Origin of the sequence: Citrobacter sp. MGH104, from assembly GCF_001034485.1 — a bacterium.
Taxonomy (GTDB): domain Bacteria; phylum Pseudomonadota; class Gammaproteobacteria; order Enterobacterales; family Enterobacteriaceae; genus Citrobacter; species Citrobacter freundii.
This window is the reverse complement of the sequence record NZ_KQ089819.1, coordinates 901655-927905: the sequence shown is the minus strand read 5'-3', so window position 1 is coordinate 927905 and position 26251 is coordinate 901655. Positions and strand designations below refer to the sequence as shown.

The window sequence follows — 26251 nt, the reverse complement described above, 5'->3', positions numbered from 1 at the left end:
AACCCGCACGCCGGAAGACCAAGGGTTCCTGTCCAACGTTAATCGGGGCAGGGTGAGTCGACCCCTAAGGCGAGGCCGAAAGGCGTAGTCGATGGGAAACAGGTTAATATTCCTGTACTTGGTGTTACTGCGAAGGGGGGACGGAGAAGGCTATGTTAGCCGGGCGACGGTTGTCCCGGTTTAAGCATGTAGGCGGAGGTTCCAGGTAAATCCGGTACCTTTTTAACGCTGAGGTGTGATGACGAGGCACTACGGTGCTGAAGTAACAAATGCCCTGCTTCCAGGAAAAGCCTCTAAGCATCAGGTAACACGAAATCGTACCCCAAACCGACACAGGTGGTCAGGTAGAGAATACCAAGGCGCTTGAGAGAACTCGGGTGAAGGAACTAGGCAAAATGGTGCCGTAACTTCGGGAGAAGGCACGCTGATATGTAGGTGAAGCGGTTTACCCGTGGAGCTGAAATCAGTCGAAGATACCAGCTGGCTGCAACTGTTTATTAAAAACACAGCACTGTGCAAACACGAAAGTGGACGTATACGGTGTGACGCCTGCCCGGTGCCGGAAGGTTAATTGATGGGGTTATCCGTAAGGAGAAGCTCTTGATCGAAGCCCCGGTAAACGGCGGCCGTAACTATAACGGTCCTAAGGTAGCGAAATTCCTTGTCGGGTAAGTTCCGACCTGCACGAATGGCGTAATGATGGCCAGGCTGTCTCCACCCGAGACTCAGTGAAATTGAACTCGCTGTGAAGATGCAGTGTACCCGCGGCAAGACGGAAAGACCCCGTGAACCTTTACTATAGCTTGACACTGAACACTGGTCCTTGATGTGTAGGATAGGTGGGAGGCTTTGAAGTGTGGACGCCAGTCTGCATGGAGCCATCCTTGAAATACCACCCTTTAATGGCTGGTGTTCTAACGTGGACCCGTTATCCGGGTTGCGGACAGTGTCTGGTGGGTAGTTTGACTGGGGCGGTCTCCTCCTAAAGAGTAACGGAGGAGCACGAAGGTTAGCTAATCCTGGTCGGACATCAGGAGGTTAGTGCAAAGGCATAAGCTAGCTTGACTGCGAGAGTGACGGCTCGAGCAGGTGCGAAAGCAGGTCTTAGTGATCCGGTGGTTCTGAATGGAAGGGCCATCGCTCAACGGATAAAAGGTACTCCGGGGATAACAGGCTGATACCGCCCAAGAGTTCATATCGACGGCGGTGTTTGGCACCTCGATGTCGGCTCATCACATCCTGGGGCTGAAGTAGGTCCCAAGGGTATGGCTGTTCGCCATTTAAAGTGGTACGCGAGCTGGGTTTAGAACGTCGTGAGACAGTTCGGTCCCTATCTGCCGTGGGCGCTGGAGAATTGAGGGGGGCTGCTCCTAGTACGAGAGGACCGGAGTGGACGCATCACTGGTGTTCGGGTTGTCATGCCAATGGCATTGCCCGGTAGCTAAATGCGGAAGAGATAAGTGCTGAAAGCATCTAAGCACGAAACTTGCCCCGAGATGAGTTCTCCCTGAGACTTTAAGTCTCCTGAAGGAACGTTGAAGACGACGACGTTGATAGGTCGGGTGTGTAAGCGTAGCGATACGTTGAGCTAACCGATACTAATGAACCGTGAGGCTTAACCTTACAACGCCGAAGATGTTTTGGCGAAATTGAGACGATTTTCAGCATTGATTACAGATTACATTAACCGGCGAAAAGCGGGTTAATAACAGAATTTGCCTGGCGGCTGTAGCGCGGTGGTCCCACCTGACCCCATGCCGAACTCAGAAGTGAAACGCCGTAGCGCCGATGGTAGTGTGGGGTCTCCCCATGCGAGAGTAGGGAACTGCCAGGCATCAAATAAAAGCGAAAGGCCCGGTCGAAAGACCGGGCCTTTTGTTTTATCTGTGGTCTGTCGGTGAGCGCTCTCCTGAGGAGGACAAATCCGCCGGGAGCGGATTTGAACGTTGCGCAGCAACGGCCCGGAGGGTGGCGGGCAGGACGCCCGCCATAAACTGCCAGGCATCAAATAAAGTGAAGAAGCCCATCCTGACGGATGGGCTTTTTTGCGTGTGTGCGGGGTAAAAACCGCCGGGCTGAACGTATTGTGCAGGCCTGATAAGCGTAGCGCATCAGGCAGATCACGACACCGCAGTTATCTTCTGGCCCATTGCGTAACAAAATCAGCTACTTGCTGTGTGTTGTTGATATCTAACAATGGAACATCCACCGCCAGCGGAACGTCACTGGCAACCGCTATAACATAGTCGTCCATCACCAATTCCTCAGGACTATGCCCGCAGCCTTCGCGGAAAAGTAGGATCTTAGCGACAGGTTCATGCTTAAATCCCTCGACCAACACCATATCCAACGTTGAAGCGTCCATCCGGCTTACCAGATACGCTAAATCCAGTTCGGGCTCTTCCGGTGTTTCTACCATTAATGCCCAACGTTGCTGGCTGGCGACCAGCGTTTGTGCTGCACCGGCTTTGCGTAACTCATAGCTATCTTTACCGGGCTTGTCGACATCCATCTTGTGATGAGTATGCTTAATCAATCCGGGACGTATACCTCTGGCACGTAGTTCTGGGATCAACTTTTTGAGCAGCGTGGTTTTTCCCGTGCCGCTCCATGCCGCAATGGCGAGTAATGGGATCATGATTTTTCCTGCCATTTTGCGAGCTCTTCGGGGGTGTTCACGTTTACGAACGCATCTTTATGATCGCTGAAATCGACAGCATGACCGCCAGCCAGACGCATAAAGACCATAACGCGTCGTTCACCGGACTGAAGATAATCCTGCAGTAAAGGCTGCATAGAGCGGTGCATCAGCGCAATGGTTGGGTGATCTCTTTCACCATCATGCACCCAGACAACCGGTGCTGCTTTGCGCTGCTCTTTTAAACGAGCGACCAGATCGTGAGGAATATAGGGCATATCGCACGGGCAGAACAAAAACCATTCTCCCGTTTGCTGCAGGAATACCGATAGCATCCCGGCCAGTGGGCCAGGGAAATCGGCCAATGAATCGGGAATAACTTTCAGGCCGCTTTGCTGGTATATATCCCTATGGCGATTGGCATTAACCACCACGGTTTCGACCTGCAAAGCGAGAATGTCGGCCACATGTCGCCAAAGAGGTTTACCGCCCAGCTCAAGCAGACCTTTATCGGTTCCGCCCATCCGTCTGGCCTTACCGCCAGCCAGCACAACCCCTGTTATTGCACTATCCAGAATCACTGATATCGCCTCTTTTAATGTGGGATTGACCCTGCTAACGTATCTGTATTGAGCCTAAGGAGCACAACCATGAAATGTAAACGTCTGAATGAAGTTATTGAACTCCTCCAGCCTGCCTGGCAGAAGGAACCCGATCTTAACCTGATGCAATTTTTACAGAAACTGGCGCAAGAGTCAGGTTTTGACGGCGAACTGGCGGATTTAACTGATGACATTCTGATCTATCACCTGAAAATGCGTGACTCGGCGAAAGATGCGGTCATTCCAGGTATTCAGAAAGATTATGAAGAAGATTTTAAAACTGCACTACTCCGCGCACGTGGCGTAATTAAAGAGTAAAAGCTTGTAATCGCCGCCACCGAAAGCGCTGCGAAATGATATCCTGAATCATTCGTAGTATTTTCCGGATGATGGGATGAACGACAACGCTTTTAATTTCCAGACGCTACACCCGGATACCATCATGGATGCACTGTTTGAGCAGGGGATCCGGGTGGACTCCGGGCTTACCCCGCTTAACAGCTATGAAAACCGTGTCTATCAATTCCAGGACGAAGACCGTCGACGCTTTGTCGTTAAGTTTTATCGCCCTGAACGTTGGTCTGTCGATCAGATCCAGGAAGAGCACCAGTTTGCTCTGGAACTGGTAAGCGATGAAGTCCCGGTAGCTGCTCCGCTGGTATTCAGCGGCCAAACGCTATTAAGCCATCAGGGTTTCCATTATGCGATCTTCCCCAGCGTCGGTGGACGCCAGTTTGAAGCCGACAACATCGATCAGATGGAGGCGGTGGGGCGCTATCTCGGGCGTATGCACCAGACCGGATGCAAGCGTACTTTTGCCTTCCGCCCAACGATCGGCCTTGAAGAATACCTGACTGAGCCGCGTAAAGTTTTTGAACACGCACAGCTAATCCCATCAGGGCAAAAAGCGGCCTTCCTGAAGGCAACGGATGCGCTTATCGCGATCGTTACCGAACGCTGGCATACGCGTTTTACCACGTTACGCCTGCACGGTGATTGTCATGCCGGTAATATTCTGTGGCGCGATGGCCCGATGTTTGTCGATTTAGATGATGCCCGCAACGGTCCGGCTATTCAGGATTTATGGATGCTCCTCAATGGCGATAAAGCTGAACAACGTATGCAGCTTGAAACCATTATCGAGGCTTATGAAGAGTTTAGTGAGTTCGACATCTCTGAAATCGGACTGATAGAACCTTTACGCGCTATGCGTTTCGTTTATTATCTTGCCTGGCTAATTCGACGTTGGGCTGACCCTGCATTTCCAAAAAACTTCCCGTGGTTAACCGGGGAAGATTACTGGCATCGTCAGACCGCGACCTTTATTGAGCAGGCAAAAATTCTGCAAGAGCCCCCCTTACAATTAACGCCAATGTATTAATCGGAGAAACTTGAACATGAAAAAAATATGGCTGGCGCTGGCTGGTATGGTCTTAGCTTTTAGCGCATCTGCAGCGCAGTTCCAGGATGGCAAACAATACATCACTCTGGAAAAGCCAGTTGCGGGTGAACCGCAAGTGTTGGAGTTCTTCTCCTTCTACTGCCCGCACTGCTACCAGTTTGAAGAAGTGCTTCACGTATCTGATAATGTGAAGAAAAAGCTGCCGGAAGGCACCAAGATGACCAAATACCACGTCGAGTTTCTCGGGCCTTTGGGTAAAGATCTGACGCAGGCATGGGCGGTTGCAATGGCGCTGGGTGTTGAAGATCAGGTCACCGTTCCGCTGTTTGAAGGCGTTCAGAAAACCCAGACCGTTCAGTCTGTTGCTGATATCCGTAAAGTGTTTGTCGACGCAGGTATTAAAGGCGAAGATTATGATGCGGCATGGAACAGCTTCGTAGTGAAATCACTTGTGGCACAGCAGGAAAAAGCGGCGGCTGATTTACAGCTGCAGGGCGTTCCGGCGATGTTCGTGAATGGCAAATATCAGGTCAACCCGCAGGGCATGGATACCAGCAGCATGGATATCTTCGTACAACAGTATGCGGATACCGTGAAGTACCTGGTTGGTCAGAAATAAAAGCAAAAGCCGGTCACTGACCGGCTTTTTTATTTGAGGCTTTAATCGCGTCGAGCTGCGCGTCTTTCTCACTCCATAGCGTATTTAGCCAGAGCTGAAACCGACGCTTGAATCCCTTATCGTTCACGTAATCACCGTGCAACTCTTCATGAATTGGCTCCAGATTCACCCGCACGACAATCCGCGTTAACTTACCGCTCAGCATGTCGTAGAACGGTCGACTGCTGTTTTCCGGATAGCACAACGTGACGTTCAACATTTTATCGAACTGTGAACCCAGTACATTCAATGCCATTGCAATACCGGCCGCCTTAGGAGGGAGCAGGTTTTGATAGGGCGAGCGGGTTTGCTCACGTTTATCTTTGGTAAAGCGCGAACCTTCGACAAAATTCACAATGGTTGTCGGGTGTACGCGAAATTTCTCGCAGGAACGACGCGTTGTTTCGACATCTTTACCACGGCGTTCCGGATGGCGAAGCAGATAGCCACGTGAATAGCGTTTCATAAACGGCATATCCAGCGCCCAGCAGGCCAGGCCAATAAAGGGTACCCAGGCCAACTGCTGCTTGAGGAAATATTTATTCATCGGGATGTGCTTACGGAACAGAACGCAAAGCACAACGATATCGGCCCAGCTGTAATGATTACAAATGAGCAGATACCAGTTTTTCTTGCTAAGACCTTCCAGTCCTTCAACATCCCACTTTAGCCGTGGATTAAGGTGCAGCAGTAGCGCCAGACCTTCACACCAGCAGTACATCATGAAATTACAGAAGACAGAAACCTTGCGCCAGACGACAGGAATAGGCAAAAGGAGTTTCACAACTCCCGCAAGGATGATCGGCACAGAACAAAAAATCGTGACCAATATGGTCAATACGATACTCAGCAACAGCGTTATCGCAGCGAGTATTCTCGTCATAATTAAATTATTCAAAAGGTTAGCCATAGACAGTGCGCGAAAGAGGCGCAAGGGGCTGATTTTATCAGAAAACGAACCAAATGATGGATCTTACCTCAATAGAAAAAAGAGGAATATCTATCCACATCAGGATATAAGCTGTAAAAATGGAATAAAATGCTGTGTATTTATTTAATTCATTGAAATACATATAAAAATATTATGAGGCAATGATTGCCTTGTTATATTTAAAGAGCTGTAAATTATTTATTCACAAAGTTATCCACAGCTGTCTTTGCGAGCAAAGCAGAAGATCTACAAAAGTTTTTCGACAAATGCGGCGAAAAACTCATGTTTTCATCCTGTCTGTGGCATCCTTTACCCATAATCTGATAAACAGGCACGGACATTATGGTTCAGATCCCAGAAAACCCACTTATCCTTGTAGATGGCTCATCTTACCTGTATCGCGCATACCACGCGTTCCCACCGCTGACTAACAGTGCAGGAGAACCTACGGGTGCGATGTACGGTGTCCTCAACATGCTGCGTAGCTTGATTTTGCAATATCAGCCGACCCACGCGGCGGTGGTATTCGACGCCAAGGGTAAAACCTTCCGTGATGAGTTATTCGAACACTATAAGTCGCACCGCCCACCCATGCCGGACGATCTGCGTGCGCAGATTGAACCTCTGCATGCGATGGTAAAAGCGATGGGGCTGCCACTGTTGGCGGTTTCTGGCGTGGAGGCGGATGATGTCATCGGTACGCTGGCGCGGGAAGCAGAGAAGGTGGGTCGTCCGGTGCTGATTAGCACTGGTGATAAAGATATGGCTCAGTTGGTGACGCCGAATATCACCCTTATCAACACCATGACCAATACGATCCTCGGCCCGGATGAGGTGGTAAATAAATACGGTGTCCCGCCGGAACTGATCATCGATTTCCTGGCGCTGATGGGGGATTCCTCAGATAACATCCCTGGCGTTCCAGGCGTAGGTGAAAAAACTGCGCAGGCTCTGCTGCAGGGGCTGGGTGGGCTGGATACTCTCTATGCTGAATCAGACAAAATTGCAGGGCTGACATTCCGTGGTGCGAAAACCATGGCGGGCAAACTTGAGCAGAATAAAGAGGTGGCGTACCTCTCTTATCAATTGGCTACTATCAAAACGGATGTTGAGCTGGAGTTGACCTGCGAGCAGCTGGAAGTCCGTCAACCGGCGGCGGAAGAACTGCTTGGCCTGTTTAAACAGTATGAATTCAAACGTTGGGTTACTGACGTTGAAGCGGGTAAATGGCTACAGGCGAAAGGGACGAAGCCGGCGGCAAAACCGCAAGAAACTATTGTCGTCGATGAAACGCCTGAGGAGCCGGCTACGGTTCTTTCGTATGATAACTATGTGACGATTCTGGACGAAGCGACGCTGGAAGAGTGGATCGCGAAGCTGAAAAAAGCACCTGTCTTTGCCTTCGATACTGAAACTGACAGCCTGGACAATATTTCCGCGAATCTGGTTGGCCTGTCTTTTGCCATTGAACCGGGTGTGGCGGCATATGTTCCTGTTGCCCACGATTACCTGGATGCCCCCGATCAAATAGCTCGCGATCGCGCGCTGCAGCTGCTGAAGCCGCTGCTGGAAGATGAGAACGCGCACAAAGTCGGGCAGAACCTGAAGTACGATCGTGGTATCCTGGCGAACTATGGCATCGAGCTGCGCGGCATCACCTTTGACACCATGCTTGAATCCTACATTCTTAACAGCGTCGCTGGCCGACACGATATGGACAGCCTGTCGGACCGCTGGCTTAAACATAAAACTATCACCTTTGAAGAGATCGCTGGAAAAGGCAAAAACCAGCTGACCTTTAACCAGATAGCATTGGAAGAAGCCGGGCGTTACGCTGCGGAAGACGCCGACGTTACGCTACAGCTGCATCTGAAAATGTGGCCAGAATTACAGCAACATAAAGGGCCACTGAACGTCTTTGAAAATATCGATATGCCGCTGGTGCCAGTTTTGTCTCGTGTTGAGCGCAACGGTGTGAAAATCGATCCGGCTGTTCTGCACAAGCATTCAGAAGAACTGACGCTGCGTTTGAACGAGCTGGAGCAAAAAGCGCACGAGATCGCCGGAGAAGCGTTTAACCTCTCTTCCACCAAGCAACTGCAAACCATCCTGTTTGAAAAGCAGGGTATTAAGCCGCTGAAGAAAACCCCTGGCGGCGCACCATCAACGTCAGAAGAGGTGCTGGAAGAGCTCGCGCTGGATTATCCGTTGCCGAAAGTTATCCTGGAATATCGTGGGTTAGCAAAACTGAAGTCGACCTATACGGATAAGCTTCCGTTGATGATTAACAAGAAGACCGGGCGCGTGCACACTTCCTATCATCAGGCAGTTACCGCAACGGGTCGCTTGTCTTCAACGGATCCGAACCTGCAAAACATCCCGGTACGTAATGACGAAGGTCGTCGTATTCGTCAGGCGTTCATTGCGCCAGAAGACTACGTGATTGTCTCTGCGGACTACTCACAGATTGAACTGCGTATCATGGCGCACCTTTCACGTGATAAAGGTCTGCTTACCGCGTTTGCCGAAGGGAAAGATATTCACCGCGCAACGGCGGCAGAAGTCTTTGGTTTACCGCTTGATTCTGTGACCAGCGAGCAACGCCGCAGCGCGAAAGCCATCAACTTCGGTTTGATCTACGGGATGAGCGCCTTTGGTCTGGCGCGCCAGTTGAATATTCCGCGTAAAGAAGCGCAGAAGTACATGGATCTCTACTTCGAACGCTACCCAGGCGTGTTGGAATATATGGAACGTACCCGCGCGCAGGCGAAAGAGCAGGGTTATGTAGAAACGCTGGAAGGTCGCCGTCTCTATTTACCGGATATTAAATCCAGTAATGGTGCTCGTCGTGCAGGTGCAGAACGCGCGGCAATTAACGCCCCGATGCAGGGTACTGCCGCAGACATTATCAAACGAGCGATGATTGCGGTGGACAGATGGCTGCAAACCGAGCAACCGCGTGTGCGTATGATCATGCAGGTACACGATGAACTGGTGTTTGAAGTGCATAAAAATGACCTCGAAAGCGTCTCTAAAAAGATCCACCAACTGATGGAAAACGAGACCCAGATTGACGTGCCGTTGCTGGTGGAAGTCGGTAGTGGCGAAAACTGGGATCAGGCGCACTAAGGGTTTACTGAATAACGGCTCTTTTTCGTAACTAAGCAACATAAGAGAGAACTTTTTGTGATGTCCATTAGAATTCCCTATATAAGGAATGAAAAAAAATTACAAAAAGTGCTTTCTGAGCTGCTCAAAAAAGAGTAAAGTTATTCTCGTAGGGTACAGAGGTAAGATGTTCTATCTTTCAGACCTTTTACTTCACGTAATCGGATTTGGCTGAATATTTTAGCCGCCCCAGTCAGTAATGACTGGGGCGTTTTTTATTGTGCGAAAGAAAAGTTTTGTACATGCTGTAGGCCGGACAAGACGCGCAGCGGCGCCATCCGGCAATACGGTGGGTTATTCCCCGTCCTGCATCTCTTCAACCGGTGCCAGTTCACTAAACCAGCTATCCAGTTTTTGCCGCAGTTTGTCCACACCCAGCTTTTTCAGCGATGAAAATGCTTCTACTTGCACATCACCGTTAAATGCCAGTACGGCTTCGCGTACCATATTCAGTTGCGCTTTGCGTGCACCGCTGGCCAGCTTATCTGCTTTAGTCAGCAGTACCAGAACCTGAACGTTGCTCTCAACCGCCCACAGGATCATCTGTTGATCGAGATCTTTTAACGGGTGACGAATATCCATCAGTACCACCAGACCCTGCAGGCTCTGACGTTTTTCCAGATATTCAGCCAGCGCGCGCTGCCATTTACGCTTCATCTCTTCTGGAACTTCGGCATAACCGTATCCTGGCAAATCGACCAGGCGTTTGCCGTCAACGACTTCAAACAGGTTGATGAGCTGAGTACGACCTGGCGTTTTAGATGTACGTGCCAGACCCTTTTGATTCGTCAGGGTATTTAGCGCACTGGATTTGCCTGCGTTGGAACGGCCAGCAAAAGCCACTTCTATACCGGTGTCGGAAGGTAAGTGGCGAATATCAGGCGCACTCATCACAAAGTGCGTCTGTTGATAATTCAAGTTAGTCAAAGCAGTCCTCTCCATCAATCAGGGCTTTGCAGCGATTATACCTGAACCCCAGCAAAAGGCTGGTTTTTCGACGAGTGGGCTGTGTGAGTAAAAACCACGCGCTTTGTGAGACATTGCCGACAGTTTCTATACGAGATGACAGAGTAAAAAATGACAGAAATAAAATAAATCATAGAGTTACATTTGGGCGCTATTCTTAAAATCAGAAATTGTTACCCAGGTTACTTGTACGTTTAAACCAAAACGGTAAAGTAGCATCCATAGCGAGGAAGCTGACAGGATAGACGACTCAGGATGAGGGTCAGGAGCGCCAGGAGGCGAAGACACAGGATTGTCAGGAAGACAAACGTCCGGAGACGTTAGTAAAAGGAAATGGAAACAACACGGAATGTTAGAGGCTAAGGGAAAAACAGGGTGTGTTGATAGCCAACAGGGATTGTAGAGCCCGTAAGGGTTGAGAGTCAGGAAAAAAGGCGACAGATTACTCTGTCGCCTTTTTTCTTTATTTCTGCTAGATTCCGGCGCAATTATATACTGAATAAAACAGCCAAAGACGAATCATGATGAAACCAACTTCTACACCACGCGGTAAAGGCCCTGCAAAAGCGCGTCGTAAAACACGCGAAGAAATTAACCAGGAAGCTCGCGACCGTAAGCGCCAGAAAAAACACCGTGGTCATGCGGCAGGTAGCCGTGCGTCCGGTAGCGAAGGCGCATCTGGTGGCGGAAACCAAAATAAGCAAAAAGATCCTCGTATTGGCAGCAAAACCCCCATTCCATTGGGCGTGACCGAAAAAGTCACCAAACAGCACAAACCGAAGAGTGAGAAACCTATGCTTTCACCACAGGCTGAGTTGGATTTACTGGAAACGGATGAGCGCCTGGATGCGCTGCTGGAGCGTCTTGAAGCAGGAGAGACCCTGAGCGCGGAAGATCAGTCCTGGGTTGATGCCAAGCTGGACCGCATTGATGAGCTGATGCAAAAGCTGGGTCTTTCTTACGATGACGAGGAAGAAGAGGAAGAAGAAGAAGAAAAGCAGGAAGACATGATGCGCCTGCTGAAAGGCGGCAACTAACGGTTTTACACCGTGGGTCTTCCCGTCCTGCTTATAACCCTTCCGGTTATATGTTATCTGGTGTGGTTATTCGTTAAACTACAGCGGTTGTCGCGGCGACAGAAGTGGCTGCGCAACCGACTTATCACCCGTACTGGGGTTAAGTCGGTACGCCGTACCCGCCAGAGACGCCATCGGAAGGAGTGAGCATGTCAGAGCAGTTAATAGACTGGGACCTGGCCCTGATCCAGAAATATAACTATTCCGGGCCACGATATACCTCGTACCCGACCGCGCTGGAGTTTTCTGAAGACTACGGCACTGAAGCATTTCTAAAGGCCGTGGCGCGTTATCCTGAGCGTCCTCTCTCGCTGTACGTTCACATCCCGTTCTGCCACAAGCTGTGTTATTTCTGTGGCTGTAACAAGGTCGTGACTCGCCAGCAGCATAAAGCCGATCAATACCTCGATGTCTTAGAACAAGAAATTATTCATCGCGCACCGCTGTTTGCCGGACGTCATGTCAGTCAGCTGCACTGGGGCGGCGGCACGCCAACGTATCTGAATAAAGCGCAAATCAGCCGTTTGATGTCGCTGCTGCGTGGCAACTTTAACTTTAACGACGACGCCGAAATCTCGATCGAAGTGGATCCGCGTGAAATTGAGCTGGATGTGCTCGATCATTTACGCGCTGAAGGTTTTAACCGCCTGAGCATGGGGGTGCAGGACTTCAATAAAGAAGTTCAGCGCCTGGTGAACCGTGAGCAGGATGAGGAGTTTATCTTTGCGCTGCTGAATCATGCGCGTGAGATTGGCTTTACCTCAACGAATATCGATCTGATTTATGGTTTGCCAAAACAGACGCCGGAAAGTTTCGCCTTTACCCTGAAACGCGTTGCTGAGCTGAATCCAGACCGACTGAGCGTCTTCAACTACGCGCACCTGCCGACGCTGTTTGCCGCTCAGCGCAAGATTAAAGACGCCGACCTGCCCAGCGCGCAGCAGAAGCTGGATATCCTGCAGGAAACCATTTCTTCACTGACCGAAACCGGTTATCAGTTCATTGGTATGGATCACTTTGCTCGGCCGGATGATGAGCTGGCGATTGCTCAACGCAAGGGTGTGCTGCATCGTAATTTCCAGGGTTATACCACCCAGGGTGATACCGATCTGCTGGGAATGGGCGTGTCAGCCATTAGTATGATTGGTGACAACTATGCGCAGAACCAGAAAGAGCTGAAGCGCTATTATCAGCAGGTTGACGAGCAGGGGAACGCACTGTGGCGCGGAATTGCCCTGACCCGCGATGACTGCATTCGTCGTGATGTTATTAAGCTCCTGATCTGTAACTTCCGCCTCGACTATGCCGCTGTGGAACAGCAATGGGCTCTGAACTTCGCTGACTATTTTGCCGAAGACCTGAAACTGCTGGCACCGCTGGCGAAAGATGGGCTGGTGGATGTGGATGAGAAGGGGATTCAGGTTACGCCGAAGGGGCGCCTGTTGATCCGTAATATTTGCATGTGCTTTGATGCCTATCTGCGGCAGAAAGCACGCATGCAGCAGTTCTCACGGGTGATTTAACGTTTTGCCCGGTAGCGTCAGCGCCACCGGGCAAACTGCTTAGCTGAACAGCCCAACCAGCGCCGCGCACAGCACTGCGGCAACCGCAGTTTGTGGCGTATGGCTCTCGACCGCACCGCTCGACAGCAGATTAATCATTGATTCCAGCATGATGACTTCCCCCGTTTGCCGGGCACGATCATACTTAACTCATCGGAACAGTAAAGCGCAAAATAGCAGCAATTTGCGCTCAATTATCAATCTTTACACAGTGACGAATCGTCACTCCATTCCGAGTTCTTTTAACTTACGCGTCAAGGTATTACGGCCCCAACCAAGCAGGCGTGCGGCTTCCTGTTTGTGCCCCTGGGTATGACGTAGCGCGGTGGTCAACAGCGTGCGCTCCATTTCCGGTTGAGCCTCAGAAAGCAGGTTTTGATGACCGGAACGTAAGGCCCGGTCTGCCCACTGTGCCAACAGGGTTGCCCAGCTGTCTGGCTGCATATGGGACGGTGCGTCGGGCACGGTGGTTTCAAACAGCTCGGCTGGTAAGTCCTGAATCAGTACTTCCTGGCCGGCGGCCATGACGGTTAACCAGCGGCAGGTGTTCTCAAGCTGACGCACGTTACCCGGCCAGGCCAGACGGGTCAGCGCCGCCTCGGTCTCCGGGTGTAATTGTTTGGCTTCAACCCCCAGTTCGTGCGCGGCCTCCTGCAGGAAATGGCGCGCCAGACGTGGGATATCTTCCCGACGTTCACGCAGCGGCGGCAAATGCACGCGGATGACGTTCAGACGATGGAATAAGTCCTCGCGGAATTTGCCTTCCTGTACGCGTAGTTCCAGATTCTGGTGCGTGGCGGCGATAATACGTACGTCCACCTTCACGGGCGCATAGCCGCCAACGCGGTAAAACTGTCCATCGGCTAATACGCGCAATAAACGCGTTTGCACGTCCAGCGGCATATCGCCAATTTCATCGAGGAACAGCGTACCGCCGTCAGCCTGTTCAAAGCGCCCCTGACGAATGGTATTCGCCCCGGTAAACGCGCCTTTCTCGTGACCAAACAGCTCAGATTCGATCAAATCTTTTGGGATTGCCGCCATGTTCAGGGCGATAAACGGCGCTTTGACGCGCGGGCTATGACGGTGCAGTGCATGGGCGACCAGCTCTTTACCGGTCCCGGACTCCCCGTTAATCAATACGCTGATTGACGATCGGGACAGGCGGCCAATAATGCGAAAGACGTCCTGCATTGCCGGCGCTTCGCCGATGATGTCGGTTGTTGGGCCGTTGATCTGAACATTGCGCGGCTGCTGCTGTTCCTGATAATGGCTGATGGCACGTTCGACCAGCGCCACGGCTTCATCAATATCAAAAGGTTTGGGCAGATAATCAAATGCCCCTTGCTGATAGGCGCTGACGGCAGCATCCAGATCGGAGTGCGCGGTCATTATGATGACCGGAAGCATCGGATGCCGCTGTTTAATTTGTTTTAACAGCGTCAGACCGTCCATGCCCGGCATGCGAATATCCGACAACAGTACGTCAGGCGTTTTGCTGGCCAGCGCGTCCAGCACCTCTTTACCACTTTCAAATGTGGTACAGCTTAGCCCTGCCCCTGCGAGCGCACGTTCAAGCACCCAACGGATGGAACTATCGTCATCAACGACCCAGACTATTCCTCGTTGCATAAACGTCACCTTATTTCCTGATAGGCAGGTAAACCGAGAACTCGGTATGACCCGGCCAACTGGTAAATTCAATTTTGCCGGAATGTTGATCAATTAAATTGCGGGCGATGGATAATCCAAGCCCAGTACCGCCTTCGCGACCGCTGACCATTGGGTAGAACAGCGTGTCCTGCAAATGCGAGGGAATACCCGGACCGTTGTCCTCAACATCAATCCGTGCCGCCAGGCGATAACGTACGCCGTGCAGCGTGAGCTGAAACGCGGTGCGGGTACGCAGAATGATCTCACCGCCTTCCGCTCCCAGCGCCTGCAAAGCATTGCGCACGATGTTTAACAGAACCTGCTCGATCTGGTCCGGGTCGTGCAGTAATTCGGGCAGACTCGGGTCGTAATCACGAATCAGCGTGACGTTTTCCGGGAGCTCCATTGAGACCAGCGCCACCACGCGCTCCGCCACCTTATGAATACTTTCCGTGACATGCATGCCAGGCTGTTGTGGTCCCAGCAGACGGTCGACCAGATTACGCAGGCGGTCGGCCTGCTCAATAATGACTTTGGTATATTCGGTCAGCGCCGGGTCCGGAAGCGCTTTGCTGAGTAGCTGCGCTGCGCCGCGTAATCCACCTAAAGGGTTCTTGATTTCGTGCGCCAGACCGCGCACCAGATCGCGGGCGGCAATCTGCTGGGCGTGCTGGAGCTGCTCCTGACTCAGACGGCGCTGGTTATCCATTGGCGCCATCTCCAGCAGGATAAGGCCATCAGGCAGCCTCTGAGCGGTCACTGAGAGGATATGTGAGTGGCTGTCTATCACCAGCGTCACTTCGTTATCCGTAAAGCCCTGGCCTGCTTCCAGGCTCTCTCGCATCAGCCCGATGTTTAAGGAGAAATAACTCAACAGATCGGGAAGCGGTGTACCAAACAGTTTGCGGGAGCTTTGGGCGAGCAGCTGCTGTGCCGCCGGGTTGGCGTAATGTACCGCCAGCTCATCGTCGACGAGCAAAATGCTGTTGATTAAAGAATTGAGGATCTGCCCAGCATCGGGCAGCGTGCCGGTTGCCATTCAGCAGTCTCCTGAAAAGTGTTGCACCAATTTAGTGCATTATAGCTTTTTACATCAAAAAAGCGCGAGAAAGCAGGTTGTTAGTGGAGAAAAAAGCCCATCCTGGGATGGGCTACAGATGACTGGCAAACGCAGATGCCGGATGGCGGCTTTGCTTTATCCGGCCTACAAGGTGATGTTACCGGTAGGCCTGATAAGCTTGCGCCATCAGGCGTCCTATCATTCGCCATCGATCTCAAGCCTGCCTGAGCAGGCTAAAAGTTCCACGGCAACTCAAACGATTAAACGCTGTAGTACAGCTCAAACTCTACCGGGTGCGGAGTCATACGCACACGGTCATCTTCTTCGCGACGCAGCGTAATGTACGCATCGATCGCTTCATTGGTGAACACGCCGCCTGCAGTCAGGAACTCACGGTCCAGATCCAGTTCTTTCAGTGCTTCTTCCAGAGAACCAGCAACCTGTGGGATCTCTTTCGCTTCTTCCGGCGGCAGGTCGTACAGGTTTTTGTCCATGGCTTCGCCCGGGTGGATCTTGTTCTTGATACCGTCAAGACCAGCCATCAGCAGTGCTGCGAAGCACAGGTATGGGTTAGCAGCCGGGTCCGGGAAACGCACTTCAATACGACGCGCTTTCGGAGAAGCAACAACCGGAATACGGATAGAAGCAGAACGGTTACGGGCAGAGTAAGCCAGCATTACCGGCGCTTCGTAGCCTGGGACCAGACGCTTATAGGAGTTGGTGGTCGGGTTAGCCAGGGCGTTGATCGCTTTAGCGTGCTTGATTACACCGCCGATGTAGAACAGCGCCTGCTCAGACAGACCCGCATATTTGTCGCCAGAGAACAGGTTTACGCCGTTCTTGGACAGGGACATGTGGCAGTGCATACCGGAACCGTTATCACCGAACATCGGTTTTGGCATAAAGGTCGCGGTTTTACCGAAACGGTGCGCAACGTTGTGCACGACGTATTTGTAGATCTGAATTTCGTCCGCTTTTTTGGTCATGGTGTTAAAGCGGGTCGCGATTTCGTTCTGGCCAGCGGTCGCCACTTCGTGGTGATGCGCTTCAACAACCAGGCCCATCTCTTCCATGATCAGACACATGGTAGAACGGATGTCCTGAGAAGAATCTACCGGAGGAACCGGGAAGTAACCGCCTTTCACACCAGGACGGTGACCTTTGTTACCACCTTCGTATTTGGTGGAGGAGTTCCATGCGCCTTCGATGTCATCGATTGCCACGTGGGAACCGGAAATAGACGCGCCGAAACGGATGTCGTCAAACAGGAAGAATTCTGGCTCTGGCCCGAACAGAACGGTGTCTGCGATGCCGGTAGAACGCAGATACTCTTCAGCGCGTTTTGCGATGGAGCGCGGGTCGCGGTCATAGCCCTGCAGTGTACCAGGTTCCAGGATATCGCAACGGATGATCAGGGTGGACTCTTCATAGAACGGGTCGATGAGTGCAGTAGACGCATCTGGCATCAGAACCATGTCTGATTCGTTAATGCCTTTCCAGCCACCGATTGAGGAGCCGTCAAACATTTTGCCTTCTTCAAAGAATTCGGCATTTACCTGATGAGCAGGAATAGTGACGTGCTGTTCTTTACCTTTGGTATCAGTGAAGCGCAAATCAACAAACTTCACTTCGTGTTCGTTCAGCATCGTCAAAACGTGTTCAGCGGACATACTTACTCTCCCGGATTGGTCATGGTCGTCGTGGTAACGAAGTCTTCAATTCTGCAAAAAATTGGCCGTGTCGCCGTAAAAAATATAAAGCGAAATCTGTGCCAACTTTTAAATTGCCCCTAAAAGGCGTTATCATGCGCACTATCGTGCAAAGGGGCTGCACCATGAAGGTTGTATTGCACCATTATAGTGCTTTAATGTGAACATTAAGCACCATATTGGTGCAAAGCATGTCAGATTACCCCTTTTAACGCTCCGTGAATGTGATCACAAAGAAACTCTGCAATACTTGTTTGCGGAGGATGTTTGTGATCCTGTTTTGTACTGCGATTAATCCGTGTACAATAACGCGCTATTTCTAAAATGCCTGAGGCAAAGTTGTGATCGAAAATTTGCGTAACATCGCCATCATCGCGCACGTAGACCATGGTAAAACGACCCTGGTAGACAAGCTGCTCCAACAATCCGGTACGTTCGATGCACGTGCTGAAACCCAAGAGCGCGTGATGGACTCCAACGATTTGGAGAAAGAGCGTGGGATTACCATCCTCGCTAAAAACACCGCTATCAAATGGAATGACTACCGCATCAACATCGTTGATACCCCGGGGCACGCCGACTTCGGTGGTGAAGTTGAACGTGTAATGTCCATGGTCGACTCCGTGCTGCTGGTGGTGGATGCAATGGATGGTCCGATGCCGCAGACGCGCTTCGTGACCAAAAAAGCCTTTGCCCATGGCCTTAAGCCAATTGTTGTTATCAACAAAGTTGACCGTCCTGGCGCTCGTCCTGACTGGGTTGTTGATCAGGTATTCGACCTGTTCGTTAACCTCGACGCTACCGACGAACAGCTGGACTTCCCGATCGTTTACGCTTCCGCGCTGAACGGTATCGCAGGTCTGGATCACGAAGATATGGCTGAAGACATGACTCCGCTGTATCAGACCATCGTTGATCGTGTACCGGCTCCGAACGTAGACCTTGATGGCCCGCTGCAGATGCAAATCTCTCAGCTGGACTACAACAACTACGTTGGCGTAATCGGCATCGGCCGCATTAAACGCGGTAAAGTTAAACCGAACCAGCAGATCACTATCATTGATAGCGAAGGCAAAACCCGTAACGGTAAAGTCGGTAAAGTTCTGACTCATCTGGGTCTGGAACGTATCGAGAGCGATATTGCCGAAGCCGGCGATATCATCGCAATCACCGGTCTGGGCGAACTGAACATCTCCGACACCATCTGCGATCCGCAGAACGTCGAAGCGCTGCCGGCTCTGTCCGTTGATGAACCGACCGTAACCATGTTCTTCTGCGTAAACACCTCTCCGTTCTGTGGTAAAGAAGGTAAATATGTTACCTCTCGTCAGATCCTTGACCGCCTGAACAAAGAGCTGGTGCACAACGTTGCGCTGCGCGTTGAAGAAACCGAAGATGCGGATGCGTTCCGTGTATCCGGTCGTGGTGAGCTGCACCTGTCTGTTCTGATTGAAAACATGCGTCGTGAAGGTTTCGAAATGGCGGTTTCCCGTCCGAAAGTTATCTTCCGCGAAATCGATGGCCGTAAACAAGAGCCGTTCGAAAACGTAACGCTGGACGTCGAAGAGCAGCATCAGGGTTCTGTCATGCAGGCTCTGGGTGAGCGTAAAGGCGACCTGAAAAACATGAATCCAGATGGCAAAGGCCGCGTACGTCTTGACTACGTGATCCCAAGCCGTGGTCTGATCGGCTTCCGTTCAGAATTCATGACCATGACTTCCGGTACCGGTCTGCTGTACTCCACCTTCAGCCACTACGACGATGTTCGTGCGGGTGATGTGGGTCAGCGTCAGAACGGCGTACTGATCTCCAACGGCCAGGGTAAAGCAGTTGCGTTTGCACTGTTCAGCCTGCAGGACCGCGGTAAGCTGTTCCTGGGTCACGGTGCTGAAGTTTACGAAGGCCAGATCATCGGTATTCACAGCCGCTCTAACGACCTGACTGTAAACTGCCTGACCGGTAAGAAACTGACCAACATGCGTGCGTCCGGTACTGACGAAGCAACGGTTCTGGTTCCGCCGGTTAAGATGACTCTGGAGCAGGCTCTGGAATTCATCGATGACGACGAACTGGTAGAAGTTACTCCAACCTCTATCCGTATTCGTAAGCGTCACCTGACTGAAAACGATCGTCGCCGTGCAATGCGTGGCGCGAAAGAAGAGTAATTAACGCTCTTTCTCAGGTAAGCATAAAAAAGCCGCTGATTATCAGCGGCTTTTTTTATCATCAGCAGTATCAGAAGAAATACTTTGCCCCAACACGAATCTGGTTTTGTTCGCGATGATAGGGTTCAACATTGCGATCTAACCAGCGTAATTCCAGGTAGGGCAACCAGTGTTCATTGATCCGATATTTAAAGGTATTGGTAATTTCCCAGTGATGATCTTTTCCGTTGCTGCTATTGAAGTCATTGACTCGCATAAAATAGTGCGGTTCAAAGGTATAGGAAAATTTATCGGTAATGGCAAAGTTCCAGTAGTTACCTATTTCATAGGTATCATTATTATCCAGGTCACCGTTCAGGTCGGTTGAACTGTAGTTATTATGATTATATCGATTACGCACGGTAAGATTAAACCATGGTGTAAATTTATAGTTAACATCCAGATAAACAGCACCGCCAGAACCAATACTCTTATCGTTTATTAGCCCGCCAGGTTGGATTGTTAATTTATCTGTCGGTTTAAATAACGGATACCAGCCCTCTATTTCGTTATAGCCGTGTTTTAGCTCATCCTTGCGTTGCATCGTGTAGGTGTTGGTGAGCATGATACCCGCACCCATATCAGAGTTATAGCCGACGCGCATCATGATCTCTATTTGATCGGACGCCAGGTTATATGCTTCCCGGTTTTCTACATAGGCTCCAGCGAAAGCAGAAGTTGATACCACAGAGGATAAGAAAATTATTGTCGTTAATTTTTTCATGATAAATCCATTTTTTAAGCGTAGGGAGGCCGCCATCCATTTGGATGGAATAGGCGGCTATTATTTTTATACGTTTACAGCAGAGGTATTCTTTTTATTGGTAATAGGGTCCGGTTGGATGTTGTTTTTCTTCCGTTGGCTGATTTCCTCAATAATAAAAGCAAAACGTGTTTCGTTGAGTTTATAAAAGAAGCCCATTGTGAGTGCTGCAATAATTGCAAGTCCGCAAGGCCAGAGAAAGATGAGTTGACGCAAACCGAGCAGGGTAGCATCGCTCTGGGCTATGTTAGGGATATAACCGATTTGTGTCAGCATAATCCCAGGCAGGAAGCCTGCGAGCGCCGCGGAAATTTTGCGCGAAAAGGTATAACCCGTATATACCGAGCCTTCCGCACGGATCCCCGTCTTCCATTCGCCATAATCGACCGTATCCGGAACCAGCGCCCAGTTCAGGCTGTTAACAAAAGCGGTTCCGAAGAAGGCCATGCAAGAAAACATCACGAATAAAAATGACGTGCTGCCCCAGAAAAAGTTCAGCACATCGCCGATTGCCCATAGCGCCAGACCGCCGAGGTAAACCTGTTTTTTACCGAAGCGTTTTACAGCTGTGGGAACCAGCAGTACCCCAACCAGAATGCATCCCATGCTGAAGAAACCCATCCACGACAGCAGATGTATATCGTTCAGCACGTACTGGGTGTAATACACCTGAATTGCCAGCTTAATGTTGAATGCCGCCAGCGTGCACAAGTTGGCAACACATAGCACCAGTAGTGGAGGGTTACGGAAAATGGCGCAGAACGATTTGAGAATACTGGGTTTATGGTGATCCGGCACGATTTCGATATAGCGTTCCTTCACACCGCTAAAGCACCACCACATACTGAACAATCCGCAGACAGAGAAGAGCAGTGCGGCAATCAGATACCCCAGCGAAGGCGAACTGACAAATAGCGCCTGAATCGGCATAAAGCCAACGGTACACAGTAACAGGCCTACGGTAGCGCCGCCCTGACGCCAGGCGGCGAGCTGAGCGCGTTCATGTGGATTTTTAGTAATTGCAGGCACCATCGCGCCGTAGGAACAGTTCATCAGGCTATAGAACAGGCCGAACAGCATGAACAACACCGTTGCCAGCCCCGTTTTCACCGTTAGCGTAAAGCCTGTCGCTAAAAATTGCGCGCTGGCGACGACGGCGACAGGAAATGACGCATACAAAATAAAGGGTCTGAATTTCCCCTTTGCGCCAATATTACGCCTTGAGTCCAGCAACACGCCGGTCAGAATATCGGTGAAGGCGGTGAAGAACTTCGCCACCAAAAAGATAATCCCACCGTACCAGGCCGGCATCCCTAGTTCATCGGTATAAAATTTAAGCAGATACAGTGTGCCGATACACAGCATCAAATTTGAGCCGAAGTCACCCACTCCGTAGGCGAATTTTTCACGCAGGCTCAGTTTTAGCGTTAGCGGATCATGAAAAGACATAATCGCTCCTCAATAGCGCCCCGTAGAGCGCTATTCATTATTATTATCAAACGGTTTGTTTACGCGCTTCTATCTCTTCAACGATGCGGACATACATCTTCTCGTTAAGGTTGTAGAAACAGCCCATAGCTACAATGGTGATCACCGCCAACGCGCAGGGATAAATAAAGATCAGCTGACGCAACCCTTCGACCGTACTGGCAGATTGCACCACGTTGGGGACATAGCCGATTTGCGTCAGCATCCAGCCGGGGAAGAATCCTGCCAGCGCTTGTGACACTTTACGAAAGAAGGTGAAGCCTGTGTATACCGTGCCTTCCGAACGAACGCCGGTACGCCATTCGCCATATTCTACCGTGTCAGAGACCAGTGCCCAGTTCAGGCTGTTGACGAATGCTGAGCCGAAGAACGCCAGGCACGAGAAAGCGACAAAGCTGACGGAACCGCCGCCAAAGAAGTAGTTAAGCAGATCGCCCGCGACCCAAATCAACAAACCGCCGATGTAGACCTTTTTCTTGCCGAAACGTCTGACCATTCCCGGCATCAAGAAGACACCGATGAAGATACAGCCCATGCTGAAAAAGCCCATCCAGGAAAGGAGAATCGGGTCGTTCAGTACGTACTGGGTGTAATAGACCTGAATCGCCAGCTTGACGTTAAACGCGCCAAGTGTGCAAAGGTTGGCAACGCACAGAATAAACAGCGGGCGGTTACCTGCGATGGCGCGGAAGGATTGCAGCAATCCCGGTTTTTGCGCGGCATCAACGGGTTTCACTTCCACGTAGCGTTCTTTAACCCCGGCATAGCACAGCCACATAAACAGCAAGCCGAACAGAGAGAATAAGGTGGCGGCGAAGATATAGCCCAACTGTGAGTTGCCTTCGATCAGGTTCATTACTGGCACAAAACCGACGGTGCACAGCAGCAGGCCAAGAGTGGCTCCGCCCTGTCGCCAGGCAGCCAGCGAGGCGCGTTCGTCCGGGTTTTTGGTGATCGCGGGGACCATCGCACCGTAAGAGCAGTTCATCATACTGAAGAACAGTCCGTACAGCATAAACAGTACCGTTGCCATCACCGTTTTACCGGTGACTTCAAATGGTGTACCGACAAAGTTCGCAATCGCCAGCAGCGTCACTGGAAATGCGGCATACAGAACGAACGGGCGGAATTTGCCTTTCGGGCCGATTTTGCGGCGCGAGTCGAGCATAATCCCAGTCCCCATATCGGTAAACGCGGTAAAAAACTTGGCGATAAGGAAAATGATACCGCCATAAGTTCCAGGTAAACCAAGAACATCGGTATAAAACTTGAGTAAATAGAGCGTACCTATGTCCAGCAGGATATTGGAACCTAAATCACCCATCCCATAGGCGAGTTTTTCTTTGAACGGCAAGCGTAGGGTTGCCGGATTAGAAGAGGTCTGACTCATTATTATTCTCCATGTGCCCGTGAGTCTCCCCACGGGCGAGCCGTATTAGATGTTGCGTAAAGTGGCAAACAGTGACGCCCATTCACTCTTCGCGCGATAAAACACCGGAGGCTTGCCAATAGGCGCATCCACGGTAATTTCACCGCCCTGATAGGTTTCCCCGGTCCAGACATTTATCCAGCTATCTTCCGGCAGATACAGGGTCCAGTCGGACTTGCCTTGCTCGTGAACCGGCGCGACCAAAAGATCTTGTCCCAGCAGATACTGATATTTCAGGGTATAGGTCCGTGCATCGTCTTCGTAATGCAGGAACAGCGGGCGCATCACCGGCAGACCGGTAGCGCTGTTTTGCGCGACGGCCTGTTTGAGATACGGTTTCAGGGTGGTAAACAGGGTGGTCATTCGTGCAAAGTGGGCGATGGTTTCAGCATCACCATCAAACTGCCAGTTATCGCCTGGGCGGTTACCCTCGTGGGTACGCATCATCGGCGTGAAGGCGCTGAAGTCACACCAGCGCAGCAGCAGTTCTTTGCTGCGTTTCATGTCAAACAGGGTGGTGTAGCCGCCGATATCGCTGTGGTGCAGACCGTGACCGGTCATCGCCAGCGACAGCGCTGCAGGAACGACGGAAGCCAGACCGTCGTCAAGGCTCCAGTCCACGTTCTGATCGCCCGCCCACATCATGGTGGAGTATTTCTGGCTGCCGGTGTAACCCGCACGCATAAAGAACAGGATCTCGCCGAGTTTGCCGGTCTCCTGTAGCGCTTCGTAGTTACATTTCGCCCACAGTGCGGGCCAGGCGTTGTGCATGATCTCGGCGCTGACGCCGTTGTGCAGATACGTATCTGTCGGCAGGTATTCGCCAAAATCTGCCATCCAGCCGCCGCAGCCCAGTTCGATCATGTTTTTCTTGATGACCTCTTTGAACCAGTCGTAGGCTTCCGGGTTGGTCAGATCGACCACGCCGCCGTAAAACTCGCCAAACTCTACGAGGTAATCGCCGCCGGAGGCATCTTTCGCCAGATAACCGTGTTTGGCCGCTTCGGCACAGAGATCTTTATCGCTGGCAACATACGGGTTGATGTAGGAGAGGAACTGCACGCCTTCTTCTTTCCATTGCTTAATACGGCTATCCAACTGCGGATAATTGTCGCTGTTCCACTTCCAGTTCCACATCACGCGCTTGCCAAAGGAGGTCATGCGGATCCCGGACCAGTCCTGCGCCCAGATGCCGTTTACTTTCACGCCTGCGTTACGCATGGTGTCCAGTTTGCTCTGGCAAACCTCAGTACCGCCCTGAATACCGAGCGTGACGCCATCGTAGATCCAGTCCGGCAGCTCCGGCTGGCGTCCTAACAGCGCAGTCAGTTTTTCCAGCAGAGAGATGTAGGTATCAGCGCACTCAAAGCGCAGGGTGGTTTTGTCCTCCCACAGCGCCAGTTCGTGATACTCCGGCGCGCTGAAGTCGAAATTCATATAGCAACTGTTATCAACGTGGCAGTAGTACTTCTGCGTGCTGACGAAGGTCGGCTGTGGGAAGAAAGTCCAGTAGTAGTCGCCACCGGCATTCTCTTTACAGTCGGCTTGCCAGGTGACATAGCTGTTTTTGTTTCGGCCCACGCCCTGTTCGCTGGTCCACAGCGGGAACGGCTTACCGCGTAAGTCGAAATAAGAGAACTGTTCGCCGCAGCCGTAAATATGATCGTCCGCCCTGGCGGCCAGACGCAGCCAGATGCGGTTATGGTTGAGATCGCCGTTGTGCAGATCCAGCTTCAGGCGACCCTGTTCATCGGTGGAAATATGCAGCGTGGCGTTGATGGTATCACCGCGGCTGAAATGCACCCGCCAGCCGTCTGGGGACTCGCTTACCGTGGCGCCAGTTAGAGCAATCTTCTCATTGAGCCTGTCTTTAATGCTGAAGTTGCCGCGAAACATGTCAATGTCGGCAACGCCAGCGCCGACCCACAGGCAGGGCGTTTCTGTGCTGTGGCGTAAAATCAGGCGTTGGTGGTACGTTAAAGCAAATCCATCAGGTAATGATTTGAGTTCTAAGGCGGTTGACCGTTGTTGTAGCGAATTCATTGTCGTCTCCGTAAAAATAGGGTAATTCGGTAATTTGTCGGAAATCTGTTATTCACTGCCGATTAAAAAATGCATCTGATGTTGTTCTCCGGGCGCGAGATGAATCAGGCTAATTCCGGAGTTAAAGGCGTCAGGCGGGCAGGTCATCGGTTCAACCGCCAGGCCACGCCGTGCTAATTTTTCGCCGGTATACACTTGCAACCAGGGCTGGTGGCTGCGTAAAAAAGTGGACATGTTTTGCGATGGGCTGGTCATCCTGACTTCCCACTCAGCGTCAGGTGGCATAGTCCTGAACGTATGATCGATAGCGGTCTGCGCAATGCGTTGCGGCTTGGTGAAATATCGTTCATCACATGTTTCTTCACTCACCGGGAGTGTTAATTCACAGTCATCAATGGGTTGCAGATTGCAGGTCAAATAGGGATGTGCTCCCGCGCCATACGGCGCGATTTCGTCACCCACATTCTGTGTGCGGATAAAAACGTGCAGTCCACGGGTTGCCTCCAGTCGGTAAATCACCTCTGAAACCAGCGCGAAGGGATAACCATAAGAAGGCGGCAGAAAAATCGTCAGCGACACTTCCGATGCCGACTGCTGGTTAATCTGCCAGTCCCGCCAGGCCAGTAACCCATGAATGGCGGTATGTGACACTGAGTCGTTAACGGCAAGCTGGTAATCCTTGCCGTTATAGTGATAGCTGCCGTCTACAACGCGGTTTGGCCAGGGGATTAACACTTTCCCCAAGTGTGCCAGCGGCATTTCTTCCGGTTTGTGGGGAATAACGATATGACGCCCACGGTGCGTCAATTCTGCTAGCCCAGCGCCAACCGTGACGATTTTCGCCTGGTAGTGTCCGGCCTGAAGATGAATGGTTTTTCCACCGCTATGCATGGCAGCCC

Annotated in this window: 21 protein-coding genes, 1 rRNA gene, 1 pseudogene and 2 other annotated features (1 of these 25 only partly in view); of the genes and pseudogenes, 10 read left to right on the top strand and 13 right to left on the bottom strand. The window is 51.3% G+C overall.

Translation table 11 applies throughout. From position 1 onward, the window contains the following. Nucleotides 1–736: a sequence feature (23S ribosomal RNA rRNA prediction is too short), on the top strand (it extends 133 nt beyond the left edge of the window). Nucleotide 737: 1 nt separating this feature from the next. Beyond that, nucleotides 738–1610: a sequence feature (23S ribosomal RNA rRNA prediction is too short), on the top strand. Between the two features lie 108 nt (nt 1611–1718). Beyond that, nucleotides 1719–1834, top strand: a 5S ribosomal RNA gene (gene rrf / locus SK34_RS22650). A 300-nt stretch (nt 1835–2134) separates the two neighbouring features. Here rrf and mobB read toward each other — a convergent pair. After that, entirely contained in the window at nt 2135–2638 is a 504-nt protein-coding gene (mobB, locus tag SK34_RS22640; RefSeq protein WP_032938387.1) for a molybdopterin-guanine dinucleotide biosynthesis protein MobB, read from the bottom strand. Next, the gene (gene mobA, locus SK34_RS22635) at nt 2635–3219 is read right to left on the bottom strand and encodes a molybdenum cofactor guanylyltransferase MobA (RefSeq protein WP_048234242.1); all 585 of its coding nucleotides are present in this window, start codon (nt 3217–3219) and stop codon (nt 2635–2637) included. Before mobA ends, mobB begins: the two co-directional genes overlap by 4 nt. A gap of 69 nt (nt 3220–3288) precedes the next feature. Here mobA and SK34_RS22630 point away from each other — a divergent pair, with 69 nt between their 5' ends. The 3 genes from SK34_RS22630 to dsbA all read left to right on the top strand — a co-directional run bounded on the left by SK34_RS22630 (nt 3289) and on the right by dsbA (nt 5261). Beyond that, nucleotides 3289–3558: a YihD family protein gene (locus tag SK34_RS22630; protein WP_003028616.1), complete on the top strand. Its 270-nt coding sequence runs from the start codon at nt 3289–3291 to the stop codon at nt 3556–3558. Nucleotides 3559–3634: 76 nt separating this feature from the next. After that, entirely contained in the window at nt 3635–4621 is a 987-nt protein-coding gene (locus SK34_RS22625) for a serine/threonine protein kinase (RefSeq protein WP_048234240.1), read from the top strand. A 16-nt stretch (nt 4622–4637) separates the two neighbouring features. Further along, nucleotides 4638–5261 carry a thiol:disulfide interchange protein DsbA gene (gene dsbA, locus SK34_RS22620; RefSeq protein WP_003028621.1) on the top strand — a complete coding sequence of 208 codons (624 nt, stop codon included), beginning with the start codon at nt 4638–4640 and terminating at the stop codon, nt 5259–5261. A 13-nt stretch (nt 5262–5274) separates the two neighbouring features. Here dsbA and SK34_RS22615 read toward each other — a convergent pair whose 3' ends face one another. After that, the gene (locus SK34_RS22615) at nt 5275–6210 is read right to left on the bottom strand and encodes an acyltransferase (protein WP_003028622.1); all 936 of its coding nucleotides are present in this window, start codon (nt 6208–6210) and stop codon (nt 5275–5277) included. A 363-nt stretch (nt 6211–6573) separates the two neighbouring features. On the opposite strand from SK34_RS22615, the gene polA reads away from it, so the two are divergent. Both polA and SK34_RS25235 read left to right on the top strand, forming a co-directional pair. Then, nucleotides 6574–9360, top strand: coding sequence for a DNA polymerase I (gene polA, locus SK34_RS22610; RefSeq protein WP_048234238.1), 2787 nt, complete (start codon nt 6574–6576; stop codon nt 9358–9360). Nucleotides 9361–9526: 166 nt separating this feature from the next. Then, nucleotides 9527–9574 carry a small protein SpfP gene (locus SK34_RS25235; RefSeq protein WP_071892919.1) on the top strand — a complete coding sequence of 16 codons (48 nt, stop codon included), beginning with the start codon at nt 9527–9529 and terminating at the stop codon, nt 9572–9574. A 119-nt stretch (nt 9575–9693) separates the two neighbouring features. Here the strand turns inward: SK34_RS25235 and yihA are convergent, their stop codons facing one another. After that, complete coding sequence (gene yihA / locus SK34_RS22605) at nt 9694–10326, bottom strand: ribosome biogenesis GTP-binding protein YihA/YsxC (RefSeq protein WP_003847926.1); 633 nt, start codon at nt 10324–10326, stop codon at nt 9694–9696. A 209-nt stretch (nt 10327–10535) separates the two neighbouring features. On the opposite strand from yihA, the pseudogene SK34_RS25055 reads away from it, so the two are divergent. From SK34_RS25055 to hemN, 3 genes and pseudogenes are all read left to right on the top strand, one after another. Further along, nucleotides 10536–10721: pseudogene (locus SK34_RS25055) on the top strand (hypothetical protein). A gap of 165 nt (nt 10722–10886) precedes the next feature. Continuing rightward, entirely contained in the window at nt 10887–11402 is a 516-nt protein-coding gene (gene yihI, locus SK34_RS22600) for a Der GTPase-activating protein YihI (protein ID WP_016151253.1), read from the top strand. Nucleotides 11403–11590: 188 nt separating this feature from the next. After that, complete coding sequence (gene hemN, locus SK34_RS22595) at nt 11591–12964, top strand: oxygen-independent coproporphyrinogen III oxidase (RefSeq protein ID WP_032938390.1); 1374 nt, start codon at nt 11591–11593, stop codon at nt 12962–12964. 39 nt (nt 12965–13003) lie between these two features. On the opposite strand, the gene SK34_RS24765 is transcribed toward hemN, so the two are convergent. From SK34_RS24765 to glnA, 4 genes are all read right to left on the bottom strand, one after another. Continuing rightward, a complete protein-coding gene (locus SK34_RS24765) occupies nt 13004–13114 on the bottom strand; it encodes a YshB family small membrane protein (protein ID WP_003028631.1) in 111 nt (36 codons plus the stop codon). A gap of 111 nt (nt 13115–13225) precedes the next feature. Further along, nucleotides 13226–14635, bottom strand: a complete 1410-nt coding sequence (gene glnG, locus SK34_RS22590) for a nitrogen regulation protein NR(I) (RefSeq protein WP_003028633.1) — start codon at nt 14633–14635, stop codon at nt 13226–13228. 10 nt (nt 14636–14645) lie between these two features. Next, nucleotides 14646–15695, bottom strand: a complete 1050-nt coding sequence (gene glnL / locus SK34_RS22585) for a nitrogen regulation protein NR(II) (RefSeq protein ID WP_003028636.1) — start codon at nt 15693–15695, stop codon at nt 14646–14648. 281 nt (nt 15696–15976) lie between these two features. Beyond that, nucleotides 15977–17386 carry a glutamate--ammonia ligase gene (gene glnA / locus SK34_RS22580; RefSeq protein WP_003028638.1) on the bottom strand — a complete coding sequence of 470 codons (1410 nt, stop codon included), beginning with the start codon at nt 17384–17386 and terminating at the stop codon, nt 15977–15979. 380 nt (nt 17387–17766) lie between these two features. Here glnA and typA point away from each other — a divergent pair, with 380 nt between their 5' ends. After that, nucleotides 17767–19590, top strand: coding sequence for a ribosome-dependent GTPase TypA (typA, locus tag SK34_RS22575; RefSeq protein WP_003028641.1), 1824 nt, complete (start codon nt 17767–17769; stop codon nt 19588–19590). Between the two features lie 70 nt (nt 19591–19660). On the opposite strand, the gene ompL is transcribed toward typA, so the two are convergent. The 5 genes from ompL to SK34_RS22550 form a co-directional block, all read right to left on the bottom strand. After that, on the bottom strand, nt 19661–20353 hold the full coding sequence (ompL, locus tag SK34_RS22570) for a porin OmpL (RefSeq protein WP_048234237.1): 693 nt from the start codon (nt 20351–20353) through the stop codon (nt 19661–19663). Between the two features lie 66 nt (nt 20354–20419). Then, complete coding sequence (locus tag SK34_RS22565) at nt 20420–21841, bottom strand: MFS transporter (protein WP_003028645.1); 1422 nt, start codon at nt 21839–21841, stop codon at nt 20420–20422. A gap of 46 nt (nt 21842–21887) precedes the next feature. Continuing rightward, entirely contained in the window at nt 21888–23270 is a 1383-nt protein-coding gene (locus tag SK34_RS22560) for an MFS transporter (protein ID WP_003028647.1), read from the bottom strand. 45 nt (nt 23271–23315) lie between these two features. Next, the gene (locus tag SK34_RS22555) at nt 23316–25352 is read right to left on the bottom strand and encodes an alpha-glucosidase (RefSeq protein WP_048234235.1); all 2037 of its coding nucleotides are present in this window, start codon (nt 25350–25352) and stop codon (nt 23316–23318) included. Between the two features lie 48 nt (nt 25353–25400). Then, entirely contained in the window at nt 25401–26243 is an 843-nt protein-coding gene (locus tag SK34_RS22550; RefSeq protein WP_048234234.1) for an aldose-1-epimerase, read from the bottom strand. Nucleotides 26244–26251 lie beyond the last annotated feature (8 nt).

Bases quoted from the DNA above. Each gene is read 5' to 3' on its own strand.
- mobB (WP_032938387.1), bottom strand. From the start codon at position 2,638: ATGATCCCATTACTCGCCATTGCGGCATGGAGCGGCACGGGAAAAACC.
- SK34_RS22630 (WP_003028616.1), top strand. From the start codon at position 3,289: ATGAAATGTAAACGTCTGAATGAAGTTATTGAACTCCTCCAGCCTGCC.
- SK34_RS22625 (WP_048234240.1), top strand. From the start codon at position 3,635: ATGAACGACAACGCTTTTAATTTCCAGACGCTACACCCGGATACCATC.
- dsbA (WP_003028621.1), top strand. From the start codon at position 4,638: ATGAAAAAAATATGGCTGGCGCTGGCTGGTATGGTCTTAGCTTTTAGC.
- SK34_RS22615 (WP_003028622.1), bottom strand. From the start codon at position 6,210: ATGGCTAACCTTTTGAATAATTTAATTATGACGAGAATACTCGCTGCG.
- polA (WP_048234238.1), top strand. From the start codon at position 6,574: ATGGTTCAGATCCCAGAAAACCCACTTATCCTTGTAGATGGCTCATCT.
- yihI (WP_016151253.1), top strand. From the start codon at position 10,887: ATGATGAAACCAACTTCTACACCACGCGGTAAAGGCCCTGCAAAAGCG.
- hemN (WP_032938390.1), top strand. From the start codon at position 11,591: ATGTCAGAGCAGTTAATAGACTGGGACCTGGCCCTGATCCAGAAATAT.
- SK34_RS24765 (WP_003028631.1), bottom strand. From the start codon at position 13,114: ATGCTGGAATCAATGATTAATCTGCTGTCGAGCGGTGCGGTCGAGAGC.
- glnG (WP_003028633.1), bottom strand. From the start codon at position 14,635: ATGCAACGAGGAATAGTCTGGGTCGTTGATGACGATAGTTCCATCCGT.
- glnL (WP_003028636.1), bottom strand. From the start codon at position 15,695: ATGGCAACCGGCACGCTGCCCGATGCTGGGCAGATCCTCAATTCTTTA.
- glnA (WP_003028638.1), bottom strand. From the start codon at position 17,386: ATGTCCGCTGAACACGTTTTGACGATGCTGAACGAACACGAAGTGAAG.
- ompL (WP_048234237.1), bottom strand. From the start codon at position 20,353: ATGAAAAAATTAACGACAATAATTTTCTTATCCTCTGTGGTATCAACT.
- SK34_RS22565 (WP_003028645.1), bottom strand. From the start codon at position 21,841: ATGTCTTTTCATGATCCGCTAACGCTAAAACTGAGCCTGCGTGAAAAA.
- SK34_RS22560 (WP_003028647.1), bottom strand. From the start codon at position 23,270: ATGAGTCAGACCTCTTCTAATCCGGCAACCCTACGCTTGCCGTTCAAA.
- SK34_RS22555 (WP_048234235.1), bottom strand. From the start codon at position 25,352: ATGAATTCGCTACAACAACGGTCAACCGCCTTAGAACTCAAATCATTA.
- SK34_RS22550 (WP_048234234.1), bottom strand. From the start codon at position 26,243: ATGCATAGCGGTGGAAAAACCATTCATCTTCAGGCCGGACACTACCAG.